The following is a 19,270-nucleotide window of genomic DNA, read 5'->3' on the forward strand; positions in this document are numbered from 1 at the left end:
GCGGTGGCTCGCGCCGTTTGGGGCCCGCCATCTTGCTCGGCCGCCGGGAACCATAGGTGTTCCCTTTCGGAAAGGAGGCGGCGCCTGGCACGGGCGCCGGTAGTCGTGTGACGGAGTCCCCACACACAAAACCGACGAACCACCACGGCGACAACCAGGAGACCGCACCACCCACCGAGCTCCCCGGGGAACCGCAGGAACCCGAACCCACCCCCGGAGCCCGCACCGCCGAGCAACCGGGCAGGACCGACTGGGTCGTTTTCGGGGTCACCGGCCTGATCGTGCTCGCCTTCATCGTCTGGGGCGTGCTCGGCACCGAGTCGCTGGCCGGGGTGTCCAAGACCGCGCTCGACTGGATCATCACCAACGCCGGCTGGGCTTTCGTGCTCGCCGCCACCGGCTTCGTGATCTTCGCGTTCTGGCTGGCGTTCAGCCGTTACGGCCGGATCCCGCTGGGCCAGGACGACGAGCAGCCGGAGTTCCGCACCATCTCGTGGATCGCGATGATGTTCGCGGCCGGGATGGGCATCGGGCTGATGTTCTACGGCGTGAGCGAACCGCTGTCGCACTACATGTCGCCGCCGCCGGGCACGGTGGATGCCCAGTCGCCGGCGGCGGTGCAGACGGCGATGTCCACCACGCTGTTCCACTGGACCCTGCACCCGTGGTCGATCTACGCGGTGGTCGGCCTGGCGATCGCCTACGGCACCTTCCGCCGGGGCCGCAGCCAGCTCATCTCCTCGGCGTTCGCGCCGCTGTTCGGCACCCGCCGTTCCGAGGGTCCGGCCGGTAAGGCCATCGACGTGATGGCGATCTTCGCCACCGTGTTCGGCTCGGCCACCTCGCTCGGCCTGGGCGCGTTGCAGATCGGTAGCGGGCTGAAGTCGGCCGGCTGGATCACCAGCGACGTGGGTACCGGGCTGCTGGTCGTCATTATCGCGGTGCTCACCATGGCCTTCGTCGCGTCGGCGGTGTCCGGCGTCGCCAAGGGCATCCAGTGGCTGTCGAACATCAACATGGTGCTGGCGATCATGCTGGCGCTGTTCGTGTTCGTGGTCGGCCCCACGGTGTTGATCCTCAACATGGTCCCGACCGCGATCGGTGACTACTTCCGCGACCTGGCGGGGATGGCCGCCCGTACCGCGGCGACCGGCGGCGACGCCACCGCGAAGTGGCTGGCCGGCTGGACCGTCTTCTACTGGGCGTGGTGGATCTCCTGGACGCCGTTCGTGGGCATGTTCATCGCCCGCATCAGCCGCGGCCGCACCATCCGGCAGTTCGTGGTGGGCGTGATCATGGTGCCCAGCGTGGTGAGCCTGATCTGGTTCTCCGTGCTCGGGGGTACCGCGATCGACCTGCAGCGCAGCGGCCTGGACGTGGCCGGGGAAGGCAGCCCGGAGGCCAGGTTGTTCTCCGTGCTGGACCACTTCCCGTGGGCCACCGTCAGCGGCCTGCTCGTCATGCTCCTGGTGGGGATCTTCTTCGTCACCGGGGCCGACTCCGCGTCCGTGGTCATGGGCATGTTGTCGCAGCGCGGCTCCATCGCGCCGAGCCGGTCCGTGGTGATCTTCTGGGGCGTTCTCACGGGTGCCGTCGCCGCCGTGATGCTCACCCTCGGCGGTGAGGACGCGCTGTCCGGTATCCAACGAATAACGATCATCGCGGCCGCGCCGTTCGCGGTGGTGATGGTGTTGCTCTGCGTGTCGCTGGCCAGGGATCTCCGTAGCGACCCGATGGTGGTGCGCCGCGAGCAGGTCGCGGCCGTGGTCGAACACGTGGCCACCGAGGTGGAGAAGGCCGGCGGCAAGCACGAGCGGGTGGCCGGCCACCTGGCGTCCTACCTCGTCCGCCTGGTCGAGGAACTGGACAAGGCGTCGGCGGCACGGGCCGGGGTGGCGCCCAGGCCCGGTGCCAAGAAGCGGATCCAGAACGCGAAGAAGGCCCAGAGGCAGGGCGCGAAGGAATGAGCTTCTGGGAGTACGTGGGATCGCGCTGGGAGCAGCTGCTGGTCGACTCCTACCTGCACACCAGTGCGGTCGTGCAGACCACGCTGGTCGCCACGGTGATCGGGGTGCTGGTCGGGGTCGCGGTCTACCGCAGCCCGATCGGCTCGACGGTGGCCACGGCGCTCACCAGCGCGATCCTCACCATTCCCTCCTTCGCCCTGCTGGGCCTGCTCATCCCGGTGCTCGGCCTGGGGGTCCGCCCCACCGTCACCGCGCTGGTGCTCTACGCACTGCTTCCCATCGTGCGCAACACCATCGTCGGACTGTCCACCGTGGATCCGTCGGTGCGGGACGCGGCCCGCGGCATCGGGATGAGCAGGCTCGGCGTGCTGACCAGGGTCGAGTTGCGCCTGGCCTGGCCGGCGGTCCTCGCCGGGATGCGCGTCAGCACCCAGATGCTGATGGGCATCGCGGCCATCGCCGCCTATGCCAAGGGACCCGGGCTCGGCAACCTCATCTTCTCCGGGCTGCAGCGGGTCGGCGGCGCCAACGCCATCAACGCGGCGGTCGCCGGCACGCTCGGGGTTGTCCTGCTCGCCCTGCTCCTCGACGCGGCCTATGTGCTCCTCGGCCGCCTCACCATGCCCAGGGGGATCCGTTGAGCCAGAACGAGGTCCACAGTGGAACCGGGGTCGGGCGGCGGGAGGGTCGGCCCGACGATCGCGACGTCGCGTCGGGCGGCAGCGCCGTCAGCGGCGTCGAGATCCGCCTGGAGGAGGTCAGCAAGCGCTACCCCGGCCAGGCGCTGCCGGCGGTCGAGTCGGTGACGATGACCATCCCGGCCGGCAACACGGTCGCCCTGGTCGGTCCGTCGGGCTGCGGCAAGACCACCACCATGAAGATGATCAACCGGCTGATCGAGCCCAGCTCCGGCCGGATCACCATCGGTGGCGAGGACGCCCACAGCCTGCACCCGGACCAGCTACGGCGCCGGATCGGCTACGCGATCCAGCAGGTCGGGTTGTTCCCGCACATGACCGTCGGCGAGAACGTCGGCGTGGTGCCGGGCCTGATCGGCTGGAGGTCGGGCCGCGTCGCCGACCGGGTGGACGAGATGCTCGACCTGGTCGGGTTGGATCCGGCGGAGTACCGCGACCGCTTCCCGCGGCAGCTCTCCGGCGGGCAGCAGCAGCGGGTCGGCGTGGCCAGGGCGCTGGCCGCCGACCCACCGGTGCTGCTCATGGACGAGCCGTTCGGCGCGGTCGACCCGATCACCCGGGGCAACCTGCAGGACGAGCTGCTGCGGCTGCAGGCCGAGCTGGGCAAGACGATCGTGTTCGTCACGCACGACTTCGACGAGGCGGTCAAGCTCGGCGACCGGATCGCCGTGCTCGGTCCCCGCTCCACGATCCTGCAGTACGACACGCCGGAGGCGATCCTCGCCAACCCTGCCGATGACACCGTTGCCGGCTTCGTCGGTGCCGGCGCGAAGCTGAAGCAGCTCGCGTTGCTGCGGGTGCGTGACGTGGAGCTCGGTGAGGTCCCCACCGCGCGCGTCGACGAGGCGCCGGAGGACTTCCGACGCCGACTCACCGACGGGCGCAGCCAGTTCGGCCTGGTGCTGGACGCCAGGAGGCGCCCTGTGCGGCTGGTCTCGGCCGTGGAGCTGCGCGGCGTGACCTCGCTGCGCAATGCTGGCCGCCCCGTGGTGGACACCGTGTCGCCGGCCTCCACACTGCACGACGCGCTGGAAGCGATCCTCACCGACGACGAGGGCGTTGCGGTGGTGGCCAAGAGCCGCGGTGAGTACGCGGGTGTGGTCGGCATCGACACGGTGATGGCCACGATCCGCGCACTGCGTGCGGAACACGAGGGCAGCGCCGACGAGGAGACACCCTCGTGAGCACCGCGTTCACCACCGAGTCGGGCTCGCTCCGCGTCGAGCGGCTGCGGTTGCTGATCCAGCCCGCGGCGGTGCTGGTGCTCGTCGTCGGTGTGCTCGCGTGGGTGTTCAGCCTCGACCTGGATGACATCGAGCAGCGCAGCATCAACGCGCGCACGATCGCCCTGCTGACGTGGGAACACGTACAGATCACCTTCGTCGTGACCGCGATCGTGGTCGTGGTCGCTGTTCCGTTGGGTGTCGTGCTGACGCGACGGTGGGCCAAGCCCGCCGCACCGGCTGTGTTGGCGGTGGCCAATATTGGGCAGGCGGCGCCGTCGGTCGGCCTGCTGGTGCTGTTTTTCTTGTTCACCAAGCAGACGGGCTTCTGGACCGCGGTGTTGCCGACCGCGTTCTATGCGCTGCTTCCCGTGCTGCGCAACACGATGGTCGGCCTGGGGCAGGTTGACCGCTCGCTCGTCGAGGCGGGCAGGGGCATCGGTATGTCCGCTTCGTCGGTGCTGCGGCGCATCGAACTTCCGTTGGCGGTGCCGTACATCCTCGCTGGGCTGCGCACCGCTCTCGTCCTCGCGGTCGGTGTCGCCACCCTTGCTGTGCTGGTCAACGGCGGTGGTCTGGGCGTGCTCATCGACACCGGGTACAAGCTGCGCCGTACCCCGGTCCTCGTCGTCGGCGCCGTACTGTCGGTAGCGCTCGCCCTGCTCGTGGACTGGCTCGGTGCGATGGCGGAACAGTTGCTCGGGCCGAGGGGGCTGCGATGAGGCGGCCATGGTGGATGGTGCGGGGCGCCACCCTGGGGGTTGTTGGGGCGTTGCTGTCGGCACTGTCGGCCTGTGGGCTCAGCGCCGGTTCGTCGGTGCCGCTGGACGTCGAGCCCGCGAGTATCCAGCCGGTCCCATCCCTGCGGGGCGTCGAGCTGACGGTCGGTTCGAAGGACTTCAGCGAGCAGATCATCCTCGGCTACATCGCGGAGTTCGCGTTGAAGGCGGCTGGCGCCAAGGTCCGCGACCTCACCAACATCACCGGTTCCAACAGCGGGCGGGATGCGTTGCTGGCGGGCCAGGTCGACGTGATGTGGGAGTACACCGGCACCGGGTGGATCAACTACCTGGGCCACACCAAGCCGATTCCCGACGAGCGGCGGCAGTTCGAGGCGGTGCGTCAGGAGGATGCCGAACGCAACGGCGTCACCTGGACCAACCTGACCCAGCTCGACAACACCTATGCGCTTGCCGTCAACCAGCAGGTGGCCGAACGGTACGGGGTCCGGACGATGTCCGATGTGGCACGTCTGGCCAAGACGGATCCTGCGGCGGCGACCTTCTGCGTCGACACCGAGTTCGCCAACCGTGACGACGGTTTTCCCGGGGTGCAGAAGGCGTACGGGTTCGACGTCCCGCCGCAGAACATCAAGGTGCTCGCGATCGGTGCCGTCTACCAGGCCACCAAGGACGCCGGCACCTGCAACTTCGGCGAGGTGTTCACCACCGACGGTCGAATCCTGGCGTTGAACCTGCGGGTGCTGGACGACGACAAGCGCTTCTTCCCCCGCTACAACGCCGCGCTGACGATGCGGTCGGAGCTGGCACGGAAGTATCCGGACATCGCCAAGGTGCTGGAACCGGTGTCGAAGCGGATCACCAGCGAGACGATGATGCGGCTCAACGCCCGGGTGGACGTCGACGGTGCCGACCCGGCCGACGTCGCTCGCGACTGGCTCGTCCGGGAGGGCTTCGTTCGTAAGCCCTAGTGAGCCACCGCTCAGCGGGTGGGCGTTCGTCGTGTCTCTCCCTATGGCGAGCGCCCACCCGCTTCTTCCCCGACGGGGCCTTCCGTCTCGCCCACTCGCACCGGCTGGTGGGGTGCCGGGAGCGGTGGCACCCTGCGGAACGTGCCAACGTACGAGGGGCCGCTGGGCTGGGTGGCCGCCAAGGTCATGGTCAGGATGAACGCGGCGGCCGAGACCGAAGCGGTCCTCGAGCTGGCCCCCGACCCCGCCGCCGACGTCCTGGTGATCGGGTTCGGCCCCGGCCTGGGCGTGGCGCTGCTGGCCGAGCGACTGCCCCGCGGGCACGTGTCCGGTGTGGACCCGTCCACCGTGATGCTGCGCGAGGCCACCCGCCGCAACCGGCCGGCCATCCGGCACGGCCGGGTCGAGCTGCGATCGGGCTCGACAGCGGCCCTGCCATACCCCGACCAGGCATTCGACGCCGCGCTCACGGTCAACACCATCCAGCTTTGGCAGCCTTTCGACCGCAGCGTCGCCGAGGTCGCCCGGGTTCTGCGGCCCGGTGCCCGGCTGGTCTCGGTCACCCACGACTGGGCGATCCGGCGCCGCACCGGAATGGACGTCGAAAAGTGGGCCGCCCACACCACGGAGACCTTCGCCAGGCATGGGTTCGTCGACGTCCGCCACTGGCGCGCCCGGGCCGAAAGGGGCCGCTCGGTGGCCTTGGTCGCGCGGCGGAACCAAGACTGAGATTCGCCGGAGCGCGGCCCACCACGGGCCTGGTCACGTGCCCACCGGTTCGCCGTGGACAGCCGACCCTGCCAGTGCGTTGTGACTCGCGTTTTCCCAGCTCAGTAGCCCTGACGCGAGGCGTCGGCCCCCAGGGAGGGTAAATTCGGGGACTGCGCCCAGCACGGTTTGTGGAGCTCCGACCTCGCACCGAGAGTGGCCGCGGACTTCTTGGCCGCGTCCGATCGGCTACTCAACACCGAGGTGACGGAGAAGGCTCTGCTCGACCCGCGTCAGCTCCGCGTCCACCGAGCGCTGGACCGCACGACGGCGCGCGGTCGGCATGCGTTCCGCGGCCCGGACCGCGGCGGCCAGGTCCGCCAGCCGCCGCTCGGCGTCGTCGGCGAAGCGCTGCTTCTCCGCGTCGTCGTGCCGGGCGCGCAGCTCGGCCAGGGTGTTCGCCACGCCGGCGATCCGCGCGTGCAGCGCGCCACCCTTCCCGGAGAAGGCCGGCAACGAATCCACCGGGACGCCCAGCCGCCGTGCCCGCGCACGGTCGTAGCCCTCCCGGGCCACCGCGGCCGCGCGGAGCGCGAAGGGCGCCAACGCCGGCCCCAGCACCTTGGCCAGCCCGAGCAGGTGCTTCACCCGACCGGGAGTGAGCTTCGGCAACCGCCTGCCACGCGCCATGCCCCACCTCCGCGCCCAGACTAGGACCCCGACCGCCCCGACCAGCACCGGCACGCCGCCTCGAGATCCACCAGACCGGCCTACCCCGAACGTCGTAGGCAGCACTTAGGCTCGTACGCATGAGCTCTACGGTGCTGCTCGATGCCGGCGTGGTCTCCCGCTGCCGGCGTCGCGTGCACCTCGAGCACGACCCCACCATGGCCGACGTCCCCAAGGCGCCCCCGGACCCCACCGCCGAGCAACGCAAGGCCGACGCCGCCGCCCACCGCCGCGCCATCGCGGACCGGATGGCCCGGCTCGTCGGGCCGGACTGGACCGAGATCCCGCGAAACGCCCCCGCGGCCGACCGGGAGCGCGCCACGCTCGCCGTGGTGCGGGCTGGCGCTCGCTTCGTCTGGGCGCCGCAGCTGCCCACCGACCCCACGGGAGGCCGCCGCGGCTCGGTCGACCTGCTGGTCCGGGTCGGCGAGGGCTACGTCCCGATACTGGTCGTCCGGCACAAGGTCACCGACCCGGGCAGCGGCGCCCGCACCAGCCCGCTGTCCGAGCCCTTCCCCGACGGTGCGCGCACCGACCCGCTGCGCAAGGGCCGGGCCCAGCCCCGCGACCAGCTCCGGCTCGCGCACGCCGTGCGCATGCTGCAGGCCGCCGGCCTGATGGCGCTCGGCCGCGCCACCGGCGGCGTGGTCGGGCTGGACGCCGACGTCGTCTTCTGGCACGACCTGGAGGCCCCGACCTGGCCCGGCGGCCGCACCGCGCTGCAGGAGTACGACTCCCGGTTCGCCGACCGGCTCGCCGTGGCCGCGGCCGCCGCCGCCGGGGCCGAGCCGCTGGCCCGCCCGTCCCGCATCGTCGAGTGCCGCACCTGCCCGTGGTGGCCGATCTGTGAGACGGCACTGCGCGGGGCCCGCGACGTCAGCCTGGTGCTGCGGGGCGAGGACGCCGTCGCGCTGCGCGCGGCGGGCATCGACACCGTCGACAAGCTCGCGGAGCTGGACCCGACCACCGAGCCACCCGTGCCCATGGTCGGCATGCCCTACCCGGACGCGGTGCTGCTCGCCCGGGCGTGGCTGCACGACCGCTCGCTGGTCCGCCGCAGCCGCTCCGTCGAGGTGCCGCGGGCGGACGTTGAGGTCGACGTCGACATGGAGAGCTTCGGCGACTCCGGCGCCTACATGTGGGGCTGCTGGCTGTCCGGCGCCGACATCGGTGAGCCCGCCGGCTACCGGGCCTTCGTCACCTGGGACCCGCTGCCCACCGACGACGAGGCGCGTTCCTTCGGCGAGTTCTGGACCTGGTTGACCTCGGTGCGGTTGCGGGCGCGCGCCCGCGGCCTGACCTTCCGCGCCTACTGCTACAACGAGCTGGCCGAGAACCGTTGGCTGCTGGCCTCCGCGGAGCGCTTCGCCGGTAAGCCGGGCATCCCCGACGTGACGACCGTGCAGGAGTTCATCAGCTCGACGCAGTGGTTCGACCTGTTCGGCGTCGTGCGGGAGCAGTTCCTGTGCGCGCACGGCAGGGGCCTGAAGACGATCGCCCCGGCGGCGGGATTCACCTACCGCGACCCGGAGGCCGGCGGCGAGAACTCCATGCGCTGGTACCGGGCCGCGGCCGGGATGGACGGCGAGCCACCGGACGAGAGCCAGCGTGCCCGGCTCCTGCGGTACAACGAGGACGACGTCCGAGCCACCTACACGCTGCGCAACTGGATCACGGACGGCGGCGCGGAGCGCATTCCCTACGTCGGCGACCTCTGACGCTGTTCGGCAAGGCTGCTGAACTATGGCGAAGGCCGCCCACCCGGTGGTGGGCGGCCTTCGCGGACCCTCGGCGGTTCCGGCTAGCGGGGCGCCATGCGCAGGGCGCCGTCCATGCGGATGACTTCGCCGTTGAGGTAGTCGTGCTCCACGATCGAGACGGCGAGCTGGGCGTACTCGTCCGGGCGGGCGAGCCGCTTCGGGAACGGAACCCCGGCGGCCAGGCCGGCACGGAACTCGTCGCTGACGGTGGCGAGCATCGGGGTGTCGACGATGCCCGGCGCGATGGTCATCACCCGGATGCCCACCGAGGACAGGTCGCGGGCGGCCGGCACGGTCAGCGCGGCCACCCCGCCCTTGGACGCCGAGTAGGCGATCTGCCCGATCTGGCCCTCGAAGGCCGCCACCGAGGCGGTGTTGATGACCACGCCGCGCTGGTCGTCGACCAGCGGCTCGGTCTTGGCGACGGCCTCGGCGGCCAGCCGCAGCACGTTGAACGTGCCGATTAGGTTGATCTCGACGACCTTGCGGAACAGCTCCAGGTCGTGCGGGCCCTGCTTGCCGAGCACCCGGCCGGCCCAGCCGACCCCGGCGCAGTTGACCACGATCCGCAGCGGCACGCCCGAGCCGGCCGCCTGGTCGACCGCGGCCTGGACCTGCTCGGGGTCGGTGACGTCGGCGGCCACGTAGGTGACGCCCTCCACCTGCTCGGCCTTCTCGATGGCCGGTGCCAGGTCGAGGGCGAAGACCCGGCCGCCCCTGGCGGCCAGTGCCCGGGCGGTGGCTCCACCCAGCCCGGACGCACCACCGGTGACGATCGCCGCGGTGTCCGTGATCTGCATCTGCTCCCCTCTCCGTCGAGGAAGCCGGTGCGTGGCGCGCCCACCCGAGGTCACGCCGCCGGCTCGGGGGCCGAGGCTAATGCGTGGGGCGTGCCCGCCGCCCCGTGGTGTGAAGGAGAACAACCAGCGGCAGCGTTCCGGCCAGGACCAGCACGACGAACAGCAGCGCGATTCCCATCAGCTCCATGTGCACCAGGTTCGTCGTCGGCACCCGCCGCGCGCGTCGGCCGCGGGAACCGTTCGGTCGTGGCACCTGGGCCGGACGCGGGTCGTCCTCCGGGAGGAGCGTGGGCACCCGGTAACCCACCCACGAGCGGACCGACCGGGTAGATCACCCGCAGGGGAGTGGCGCTCGGGAGCGTTGAGGTGGATCTCGGCCGTTGCGAGCGGGCTCAAAGGTGAGTTGGACCGAGAGTGCGGGTGTCGCGGGAGCGAAGCCAACTGTTCCCCGCTGCGGAGCCAGGTGTCCTGTTCCTGACGCTCTGATTTGCGTCGCAGCGAAGCCCAGTACTCACGAATCGGCTGCTGCATGGCGCCGCACCGGCGGCAGGGCGCCCCCAACCGGGCCATCGGCGGCAGGGACGAGGACTATGCGCCCCGGACGAGGATGACGACGTCCTCGAGGCGTGGCGTGATTGTCCGCAGTGCGGAGTGTGGTGTTCGCCCGTGTACCGCGTGACCGGCACACGTGGGGAGTCAGCGGCGTCCGGGCGGGCAGATCTCGTCGATGTCGGCGAGATCGTCTTCCGTCGGGCTCCAGTGGCTTGCGGCAGCGTTCGCGCGGACCTGCTCCGGTGTTGTCGCACCCGCGATCACCGTGCCCACGGCCGGCTGTCTCGCCAGCCACGCGATCGCCACATCCAACATGGTCAGCCCGCGCTCAGCCGCGAACATCCGGAGCTGCTCGATGCGGTCCCACGGCGCGTCGGCGAGCAGTCGCTCCCGCCCGGCGAGCCGGGATCCCGGCGGCGGCGCGGCGTCCCGGTGGTACTTCCCGGTGAGCAACCCGTTGGCCAACGGGAAGTAGGGCACCAGCCCGAGGCCGAACCGCAGGCACGCCGGAATCACCTCCCGTTCGGCCTCCCGCTCCAGCAGCGAGTAGTGGTTCTGCGCCGAAATCGGCGCCGTGACCTCGCTCGTCTCCGCGCTCCACGCCGCATCCGCGATCTGCCAGCCCGCCAGGTTGCAGTGCCCGACGTAGCGGATCTTGCCCTCGGTGACCAGGTCGTCGAGCACCGCGAACGTCTCCTGCAGCGGCGTGTGCGGGTCCGGCCGGTGTAGCTGGTACAGATCGATCCAGTCGGTGCCCAGCCGGCGCAACGACGACTCCACCGCGCGCCTGATGTACCGGCGGGAAGCCCGCGCGCCGAAGTCCGGGCCGTTGGCGCCCTGCATGTCCATGCCGAACTTCGTGGCGATGACCGCGTACTCCCGCCGGCCGGACAGCGCCTGGCCCAGCAGTTCCTCGCTGCGCCCGCGCGGGGCGCCGTAGACGTCGGCGACGTCGAAGAACGTCACCCCGGACTCCAGCGCGGCGTCGACCACCGCGCGCGTCCCGGCCAGCGACTCGGTCGCGGTCCCCGGCCGACCGAGGTTGTTGCAGCCGAGGCCGACCGCGCTGACCACCAGACCCGAAGCACCCAGGCGTCGCAGCTCCACGAGCACCAGACCCTACGTCGATGATCAGCCCCGAGTCACCAGCCAACTGCCCGTGGTGACCACGGGACAACACCTTGTGAGCCATGGTTCACCGCGCGGTCGCGGTCCGGCCACCTCGCCCTGTCAGCCTCCCGGGTGATGGCCGTCGACCGTCAGGGGTGGTGCCGGTGTTCGCACGGCGGATCGCGGTGGTGGGTGCGGGGTACGTGGGCCTGACGACGGCGGCCTGCCTCGCCTCGCTTGGCCACCGGGTGTGCTGCGCCGACGTGGAGGTGGCCAAGGTCGAGCGGCTGCGCCGCGGCGAGGTGGGCATCCTCGAGCCGGAGCTGCCCGATCTGGTGACGGAGGGGCTGGCCGCGGGCCGGCTGTCCTTCGTCGTGGGCGCCCGGCGCGCGGTCGGCGACGCCGAGGTGGTGTTCCTCTGCCTCCCGACACCCATGGGCGAGGACGGTTCCGCCGACCTGGCCGCCGTGGAGTCGGTCATCGCCGAGACGCGGGAACTGCTGCCCACCGGCTGCGTCGTGGTCACCAAGTCGACCGTCCCGGTCGGTACCGCACACCGGCTGGCGGAACTGCTCGGGCGTCACGACGTCGCGGTGGTGTCCAATCCCGAGTTCCTGCGCGAGGGTTCGGCGGTCACGGACTTCCTCAACCCGGACCGCGTCGTGGTGGGCTCGGACGCGCAGGACGCAGCCGAGCGGGTGGCTGCCCTGTACGCGCGGCTGGGTGCGCCGACGGTGCTGACCGACGCGGCCAGTGCGGAGATGGTGAAGTACGCCGCGAACTGCTTCCTGGCCATGAAACTGTCCTATGTGAACGCCGTGGCGGAGCTGTGCGAGCGGCTCGGGGCGAACGTCACCGACGTGACCGAGGGAATCGGCTACGACCGTCGGATCGGCCAGGCGTTCCTCCAGCCCGGACCGGGGTGGGGCGGCTCCTGCCTGCCCAAGGACACCGCGGCCCTGGCGCGGGTCGCGGCGGCCGTCGGGCTGGACTTTCCACTGCTGCAGGCGACCATCGACACCAACCACCACCAGCGGTCGCGGACAGTCGCCAAGGTGCGGATGGCGGTAGGCGGGTCACTGGCGGGCGCCCGCATCGGGTTACTCGGCCTCACCTTCAAGGCCGGCACCGACGACCTGCGGGACTCACCCGCGCTGGCGGTCGCCGGGGCGCTGGCCGCCGAGGGCGCGGAGCTGACCGGCCACGACCCGGCCGTCCGGGTGGTGTCCGGTCCGCTGACCGTGGTGGACGACCCGTACGCCGTGGCCAAGGACGCGGACGCGCTGGTGTTGCTGACCGAGTGGCCGGAGTTCCGGGCCCTGGACTGGACGATGGTCGCCGAGCTGCTCAACGGCAAGGTCGTCATCGACACGCGCAACCATCTCGACCCGGACGTCCTCTCCCGGGCTGGGCTGACATGGCACGGGGTCGGGCGTCCCTCCGTGGCTTGCTGAGCACGGTGATCTCCTGAGACACCGGTCCGTCGGGGTGTGGCGGCCGCCCGGCCGCGGCACACGAGCGCCGGTCACGTCCACGCTTCGACGCGGCGGGAACAGACTGCAACAGGGGTGACACTGGTCTCAGGTCGGGGCCCGTACCTGCGTCACCTCGGGCGTTGGTCGTTAGCGGTCTTAACCAACTGGAGTGCGTTGCTTATGGTGGCTCAGGTGTTCACCACCCGCCCGGAGCTGATCGGCACCCACGGCATGGTCGCCAGCACCCACTGGCTGGCCTCGGCCAGCGGGATGGCCGTGCTGGAGGACGGTGGCAACGCGTTCGACGCGGCCGTGGCGGCCGGCTTCGTGCTCCAGGTCGTCGAGCCGCACCTGAACGGTCCCGGCGGTGAGGTGCCCGCGGTCTTCACCACGGCGGACGATCCCCGGCCGCGCGTGCTCTGCGGGCAGGGCACGGCCCCGGCCGGGGCCACCATCGCCCACTATCGGGACGAACTCGGCCTCGACCTGGTGCCGGGCACCGGGCTGCTCGCCACCACGATCCCCGGCGCCTGGGATGCGTGGCTTCTGCTCCTGCGCGACCACGGAACCAGGACGCTGCGCGAGGTCCTTCGCTACGCGATTGGCTACGCGCGCGACGGATTCCCGGTGACACTCGGGATGACGAACATGATCGCGCTCGTGGAGCGGCTGTTTCGCGAGCACTGGGGTACGTCGGCGACCCTGTGGCTGCCCGCTGGTCGCGTTCTCGCAGCGGGGGAACGATTTCGCAATCCCGTGCTTGCCGATACCTGGGAGCGTCTGCTGACGGAGGCGGAATCCTCCGGTTCCTCACGCGAGGCACAGATCGATGCGGCGCGGCGGGCATGGGCGGAAGGCTTTGTCGCCGAGGAGATCGACCGGTTCTGCCGGGTTCCGGTGCGTGACGACTCCGGGCGCGAACACTCCGGTGTGTTGACCGGTCAGGACATGGCGGGCTGGCGGGCGCACTACGAGGACGCATTGACCGTCGATCTCGCCGACGGCTGGACCCTGGCGAAGTGCGGGGCGTGGACACAAGGGCCCGTGCTCGTACAGCAACTCCTGTTGCTTGAGGGTTTCGCGGACCAACTGTCCTATGTGGATGGCTTGCCGACCGCGGAGACCGTCCACCTGGCCGTCGAATGCGCCAAGCTGGCGTTCGCTGACCGTGAGGCATGGTACGGCGACAGCCCGGATGTGCCGCTGGCCGACCTGCTCTCCCGCGAGTACGCCGCCGAGCGGCAGAATCTGGTGGATGATGTCGCCTCGACGGAGCTGCGCCCCGGTGCTCCCGGTGGGCGTACGCCGCGGCTGCCGAGTCTCCTCACCCAGGGACATGGTGTCGGCGGTGGCGAACTTCCGATGGGAACGGCGATGGGCATCGGCGAGCCGACCGTCAAGAGCACAGGAGCCACCCGCGGTGACACAGTGCACCTCGACATCGTTGACCGGTGGGGGAACCTTGTCTCCGCAACGCCCTCGGGCGGTTGGCTCCAATCGTCGCCGACCATCCCCGCGCTGGGCTTCTGCCTGGGAAGTCGGGCCCAGATGTTCTGGCTGGACGCGGACTCCCCGAACGCGCTGGCACCGGGGAAACGGCCACGAACCACGCTGACGCCCTCGCTGGCCCTGCGGGACGGCGTTCCGACACTGGCGTTCGGTACTCCGGGTGGGGACCAGCAGGACCAGTGGCAGCTGTGTTTCTGGTTGGCGCACGTGGTCGGCGGGCTCGATCTGCAGGCGTCCATCGACGCGCCTGCATGGCATTCGACGGCGTTCCCGGCGTCGTTCTACCCACGTTCCTGGTATCCCGCCCAGATGTGGGTGGAGTCGCGGTTGGGGGAGGCGACCATTGCGGAGCTTCGGAAGCGCGGGCACGAGGTGCACGATGCCGGGCCCTGGTCGCTCGGACGCCTCTCGGCAGTCTCGCGTGACCCGGATTCCGGACTGCTACGCGCCGGTGCCAACGCCCGCGGCATGCAGGGCTACGCCGTCGGCCGTTGACCGACCTGGGCACCTGCTCCGCCTTCGCGACCTCAAGTTGTCCACAGCTCCGCCGAGTTATCCACAACCCCAAAACTTGCTCTTTTCTCGCACCTTCGCCACCCGATAGGCTCGCCGTGGGCTGCGCAGGCCCAGGGCGGGCGGGGGCTGTCTCCTGGTAAGGGCTGAGACAGTCACGGCAACTCGGTCAGGGAAGCTTGGCGCCGATGTGGAGGGCGAGTCCGTCCTGGGCGGCGATGTCAGCGCGGAACCAGCCCTCACCGTTCACCGTGTACGCCGGTCCAGTGCACCGACCCTCGACGAAGTCGCCGTGGAACACGTCGCAGTAGGTGCCGGCGGGCAGTGACGTTTCGAACCAACGCCCCGTGACGGCGTGTCCCTCATCGTTCAGGATCAGGAATCCCTTGTCCCCGCGGCCGAAGACCACGAAGTCGTTCCCGTTGTCCCACCAGTTCCGCAGGTCCGCACCACGAACCACGTTGTGGAACCCGACCATGTTCGCGATGACCCGCCACCGGTGCTCACAGCGCCAACCAGCGCTGAAGCACTCGGTATCCGACGTGCGTCCGTCCGCCGGCGACGGCGGTCCCTGATCCCGGCTGCCGAACTCGTAGCTACTCATCACCCGCGGCGTGCCATAGGGCCACGCAAGCATGAACGCATTCGCCAGCGCGTACCGCGCCTCATCCCGGAACGTCAACACATCGCCATCGCGCTGGCTGTCATGGTTGTCGGTGAAAACCACGGCCTTGGCCGACGGCAGCGGCGGCCCGAACGTGCGGAGCCTCGCCAGCCTGTCCCGGTTGAAGATCCTCACCAGGTCGTTTCCGTAGCGGAACTCCAATACGTCTCCATTGCCCAAGTACTCGTCGGGCGTGATCGGCTCGCCAGCACCGTGGATGACCTCTTGGTACAGGTACGCAGGATGAACGAGCTTCTGCTGGATCGCCGCGATGTCCCCGGCCGGCACGTGTTTCGCCGCGTCCACCCGGAACCCGTCGACACCAAGGAGAAGAAGGTCGCTGAGGTAGCCCGCGAGCATGCTCCGGACGTACTCCGAGCCGGTGTCGAGGTCGGCGAGGTTCACCAGCTCGCAGTTCTGCACTTCGTAACGGTCACGGAAGTCGACGATGTTGTCGTCACCGTTCCGGCCGCAATGGTGGAAGTCCTCGTACCCGTACAACCCCGGATACTCGTAGTGGGAGTAGGACGACCCCGCGCTGCCAACGCCAGGATCCTCCTGGCCGGTCATGTGATTGAGGACCGCGTCCACGTAGACCTTCACGCCGGCCCCGTGACAGGCCCGCACCATCGACGCGAACGCGTCGCGATCGCCGCGTCTGGTGTCGAGCCGGTAGCTGACCGGCTGATAGTCCTGCCACCACGGGAAGCCCGGCATCACCACGTGCTCCTGCGGTGGAGACACCTGAACCGCCCCGTAGCCGCGCGGACCGAGAAAGTCCCGGCACTCGCGCGCCACCGAGGCCCAGTTCCATTGGAAGAGCTGCACGATCACGTCCGACCCGGGCGGTGGGGCGGCGGTTGCCTGGGGCGGGGCTGGAAACGCCGCGGCGAGCAGGGTCGCCGCGGCGACGACACGTCGGCGCATCCTCGGACCTCCGTGTTGCGCAGGGATGTCCGATCAGGAAAAAGATTGCAACCATCGTTGTCAATAGCGTGAATGCACCAGCATCCAACTGGTATCTAGGCTGCAAAAGGTTGCAGCCGAATGGTAGGCGCCGCAGCGGTGAGCGAGGCACCCACCAGGATCAGGCGCAAGGCCCGCTCCGCGGCGTCGGCGATCAGGTCGGGCGCACGGTGCATGGCCTCGGCCAGCGGCACCGGGGCGTTGAGGATCCCTGTGTAGGCGTCGATCCCCGCCGCGTAGGTGCTCTGCGCGCCGTCACCAATGGTTCCGGCGAGCGCGATGACGGGCTTGCCGAACCGCTTCGCACGCCGGGCAACCTCGGCCGGGACCTTCCCCCGCGTGGTCTGGAAGTCGATCGCCCCTTCCGCGGTGATGACGAGGTCCGCCGCGGCCAGCCGCGAGTCGAGGTCGACGTGCGCCAACATCACCTGGAACCGCGGCACGAGCCGCGCGCCGAGCACCCCCGCCAACCCTGCGCCGAGGCCACCGGAGGCCCCACCGCCCGGCACCTCGCGCGTGTCGACGCCGCACTGGCGACGCAGCACCTCAGCCCAGCGGTCCATCGCCCGCGCCAGCCGTTCGACCTGTGCGGGTGTGGCGCCCTTCTGCGGTCCGAACACCCGCGCGACCCCCTGGTCGCCGGTCAGCACGTTATGCGTATTGCAGGCCAGCAGGATCTCCACGTCGTCGAGTCGCGGATCCAGCCCGCTTCGGTCGACCTCCGCCACGTCCAGTAGCGCGTCACCCCCGCGCCCGACATCGTTGCCACCAACATCGAGGACGCGCGCGCCCAGAGCTTGGAGCGCACCCACACCGCCATCACAGGTGCCCGAATCCCCGCAACCCACCACGATTCGGCGTGCTCCGTGGTCCAGCGCGGCCCGGATCAGCTCTCCCACCCCGAACGTCGTCGTTCCCCCGGGGTTGCGTGCGTCTCGTGGCACCAGACGCAAACCCGCAGCGGCTGCCATCTCCACCACCGCCGTTCTCGGTTCGGAATCGCCGAGAATGGCGAAGTGCGACGGGACGGGCTGACCCACCGGACCGGCCACTGTCACGGGTATGAGATCTCCTCCGGTCGCCGCAGCCATCGCTCGCGCCGATCCCTCCCCGCCGTCCACCAAAGGAACCTGGTCGACGGTGGCGTTCGTGTCCGCGCGTCGCACCCCGGCAGCGATCGCGGCGGCCACATCCGGTGCCTCCAGACACTCCTTGAAACCGCTCGGGGCGACTACGACACGCATCAGTTCCTCCAAGTTGTCAATCAGGCCAACGGCAGGCCGAGCAGCGGCCAGACCGTGACAGCGAAGAGCAGGACCAGCAGGGCGACCAGCGGACCGAGCACCGCGGACAACCGCAGCAGATCGGCGCGCCCGTACGTGGGTGCGTCTTCGAGTCGGGCGAACATCGCCACCGGCTTGGCCGATGCCGGCAGGGTGTGGCAGAAACCGGCGGCCGCGGTCGAGGCGAAGGCCAGTGCGACCGGGTTCAGGCCGGCACCAACGGCCAACGGGATCACCAGCGGCACCAGGACCGGCGAACGCGCGGACCGCGACTGGATGACAAGGTGTGCGGCAGCACTGACCAGGACCACCCCGGCCAGCACAAGCGTCTTGGTACCCGTCGCCGGCGCGAGCATGCGGTCAGCCAGCCAACCGGCGGCGCCGGAGGAGGTGAGGGCGCTCGCCAGCGCCGCGGTGGACGCCATGAACAGCAACAGCGACCAGGGCACGCCAGCCAGAGCCTTGCCGAGATTTACCGTGCCGACACGCGGTGACGCCACGACCAAAGCACCGGCGAGCGCGACGAGAGCGGGTGGCAGTCCGTGCAGCGACTCGGTGCACCACAGCAGCACAACGGCCGCGAGCAGCCAACACACCCGCCGCTCCGGCTGCTGGAGCGGGCCACGAGGGATGCCCGCCTGCTCGGCGATTTCGGTGGGTTCCACGTGGAACCGGAGCCGCCGGTCGTCCTTCGAGGTGAACAGCCCGAGCACCACTTCTGCCGCGAGGTGGGAGCTGACCAGGGCGAAGGGCAGGCCGAGCAGGAGCCAGCGGCCGAAGGAGATGCCTTCCCCGGTGGTCGCGATCAGTACCTGCGTGGTGATGAGGTGCGCTCCGGCACCGATCAACGTCGCGATGGCCGACAGCAGGATCACCGTCGGGAACAGCACCGCGAGGGCGTGCACGATGGCTCGACGTTCCCGGAGGACCTTGGCGAGCGCCAAGAACACCGGCAACGCGAGTGCCGCACGGCCCGACGTCGCCGGGATGACGAGGGCTGATGCCACCAGACCGGCCGTGACCAGATGCGCGAGCTGACGCGTGGTGCGTGCACGGACGACGAGACGGACCGCGACCCGGGCCGGCAACCCGGTGGCCGTCACACCGGCGGCGAGGACGAAGGCGGCGACGAGCAACCAGATCGTCTGCTCACCGAGGGCGGCGAAAAGGCGGTCCGGGGTGAGCGCACCCGCCAGCACCAGGGCAACCGCGGCGGCGAGCGCGATGAACGTGTCGTCGAGCCGGGTGAGGGTCCACGCGCCTACCGCAGCTGCGAACACCAGGAGGGTCCGGTAGCCCGCCGGGCTCAGGCCCGGGGAGTGGGCGGCCAACAGCACCGCGAGCAGCAGGAACACCGCGACAGCCACGCTCCGTACGATCCGGCGCCGGTGCCGGCTGGCGCTCGGCAGTGGCTGCGTCGGCAGCGGACGGGTCGGTGACCACCGGCGGTGCGGTGGCGTGGTCGCGTAGTCGACGACGGGCCTGGTCCGGGCTTCCCCCTCCATGCCCTCGAGGCTCCGTGGTGATCCTGAACCATCCATGAGCGTCGCATGAAAGGGCTTTCATCTCCCCACGGCGCCGCTCCGGCGGGTGCGTCTCTCA

Annotated in this window: 16 protein-coding genes; 9 read left to right on the plus strand and 7 right to left on the minus strand. The window is 70.3% G+C overall.

The genetic code is table 11. The features are described 5' to 3' along the window. Positions 1–107 precede the first annotated feature (107 nt). The 6 genes from IEY55_RS14915 to IEY55_RS14940 all read left to right on the plus strand — a co-directional run bounded on the left by IEY55_RS14915 (position 108) and on the right by IEY55_RS14940 (position 6,328). A complete protein-coding gene (locus tag IEY55_RS14915) occupies positions 108–1,967 on the plus strand; it encodes a BCCT family transporter (RefSeq protein WP_189058207.1) in 1,860 nt (619 codons plus the stop codon). Continuing rightward, positions 1,964–2,608, plus strand: a complete 645-nt coding sequence (locus IEY55_RS14920) for an ABC transporter permease (protein WP_189058209.1) — start codon at positions 1,964–1,966, stop codon at positions 2,606–2,608. Before IEY55_RS14915 ends, IEY55_RS14920 begins: the two co-directional genes overlap by 4 nt. Positions 2,609–2,709: 101 nt before the next feature. Continuing rightward, positions 2,710–3,849 carry an ABC transporter ATP-binding protein gene (locus tag IEY55_RS14925; protein WP_308424762.1) on the plus strand — a complete coding sequence of 380 codons (1,140 nt, stop codon included), beginning with the start codon at positions 2,710–2,712 and terminating at the stop codon, positions 3,847–3,849. Continuing rightward, a complete protein-coding gene (locus tag IEY55_RS14930) occupies positions 3,846–4,610 on the plus strand; it encodes an ABC transporter permease (RefSeq protein WP_189058211.1) in 765 nt (254 codons plus the stop codon). Before IEY55_RS14925 ends, IEY55_RS14930 begins: the two co-directional genes overlap by 4 nt. After that, a complete protein-coding gene (locus IEY55_RS14935) occupies positions 4,607–5,599 on the plus strand; it encodes a glycine betaine ABC transporter substrate-binding protein (protein WP_229686407.1) in 993 nt (330 codons plus the stop codon). The genes IEY55_RS14930 and IEY55_RS14935 overlap by 4 nt, the downstream gene beginning before the upstream one ends. Before the next feature lie 141 nt (positions 5,600–5,740). Next, a complete protein-coding gene (locus IEY55_RS14940; protein ID WP_189058213.1) occupies positions 5,741–6,328 on the plus strand; it encodes a class I SAM-dependent methyltransferase in 588 nt (195 codons plus the stop codon). Between the two features lie 228 nt (positions 6,329–6,556). Here the strand turns inward: IEY55_RS14940 and IEY55_RS14945 are convergent, their stop codons facing one another. Further along, the gene (locus IEY55_RS14945; RefSeq protein WP_189058214.1) at positions 6,557–6,997 is read right to left on the minus strand and encodes a DUF6474 family protein; all 441 of its coding nucleotides are present in this window, start codon (positions 6,995–6,997) and stop codon (positions 6,557–6,559) included. 119 nt (positions 6,998–7,116) lie between these two features. On the opposite strand from IEY55_RS14945, the gene IEY55_RS14950 reads away from it, so the two are divergent. Then, positions 7,117–8,754: a TM0106 family RecB-like putative nuclease gene (locus tag IEY55_RS14950; protein ID WP_189058216.1), complete on the plus strand. Its 1,638-nt coding sequence runs from the start codon at positions 7,117–7,119 to the stop codon at positions 8,752–8,754. Between the two features lie 83 nt (positions 8,755–8,837). Here the strand turns inward: IEY55_RS14950 and IEY55_RS14955 are convergent, their stop codons facing one another. From IEY55_RS14955 to IEY55_RS14965, 3 genes are all read right to left on the minus strand, one after another. Continuing rightward, positions 8,838–9,596, minus strand: a complete 759-nt coding sequence (locus IEY55_RS14955; RefSeq protein ID WP_189058218.1) for an SDR family NAD(P)-dependent oxidoreductase — start codon at positions 9,594–9,596, stop codon at positions 8,838–8,840. Positions 9,597–9,672: 76 nt separating this feature from the next. Beyond that, positions 9,673–9,891, minus strand: coding sequence for a hypothetical protein (locus IEY55_RS14960; RefSeq protein ID WP_189058220.1), 219 nt, complete (start codon positions 9,889–9,891; stop codon positions 9,673–9,675). Between the two features lie 401 nt (positions 9,892–10,292). Next, positions 10,293–11,255, minus strand: a complete 963-nt coding sequence (locus IEY55_RS14965) for an aldo/keto reductase (RefSeq protein ID WP_189058222.1) — start codon at positions 11,253–11,255, stop codon at positions 10,293–10,295. A 167-nt stretch (positions 11,256–11,422) separates the two neighbouring features. Between IEY55_RS14965 and IEY55_RS14970 the strand changes: the two genes are divergently transcribed. After that, positions 11,423–12,712, plus strand: a complete 1,290-nt coding sequence (locus IEY55_RS14970; protein WP_189058224.1) for a UDP-glucose dehydrogenase family protein — start codon at positions 11,423–11,425, stop codon at positions 12,710–12,712. Positions 12,713–12,913: 201 nt separating this feature from the next. Beyond that, positions 12,914–14,737: a gamma-glutamyltransferase family protein gene (locus IEY55_RS14975; protein WP_189058226.1), complete on the plus strand. Its 1,824-nt coding sequence runs from the start codon at positions 12,914–12,916 to the stop codon at positions 14,735–14,737. Positions 14,738–14,924: 187 nt separating this feature from the next. Here IEY55_RS14975 and IEY55_RS14980 read toward each other — a convergent pair whose 3' ends face one another. The 3 genes from IEY55_RS14980 to IEY55_RS14990 all read right to left on the minus strand — a co-directional run bounded on the left by IEY55_RS14980 (position 14,925) and on the right by IEY55_RS14990 (position 19,173). Then, the gene (locus IEY55_RS14980) at positions 14,925–16,346 is read right to left on the minus strand and encodes an alpha-amylase (RefSeq protein ID WP_189058228.1); all 1,422 of its coding nucleotides are present in this window, start codon (positions 16,344–16,346) and stop codon (positions 14,925–14,927) included. Between the two features lie 95 nt (positions 16,347–16,441). Next, positions 16,442–17,629, minus strand: coding sequence for a glycerate kinase family protein (locus IEY55_RS14985; protein ID WP_189058230.1), 1,188 nt, complete (start codon positions 17,627–17,629; stop codon positions 16,442–16,444). Between the two features lie 20 nt (positions 17,630–17,649). Beyond that, positions 17,650–19,173, minus strand: a complete 1,524-nt coding sequence (locus IEY55_RS14990) for an SLC13 family permease (RefSeq protein ID WP_189058232.1) — start codon at positions 19,171–19,173, stop codon at positions 17,650–17,652. Positions 19,174–19,270: the final 97 nt, after the last annotated feature.

This window comes from Longimycelium tulufanense (assembly GCF_014645795.1).
GTDB classification, from domain to species: Bacteria; Actinomycetota; Actinomycetes; order Mycobacteriales; family Pseudonocardiaceae; genus Longimycelium; species Longimycelium tulufanense.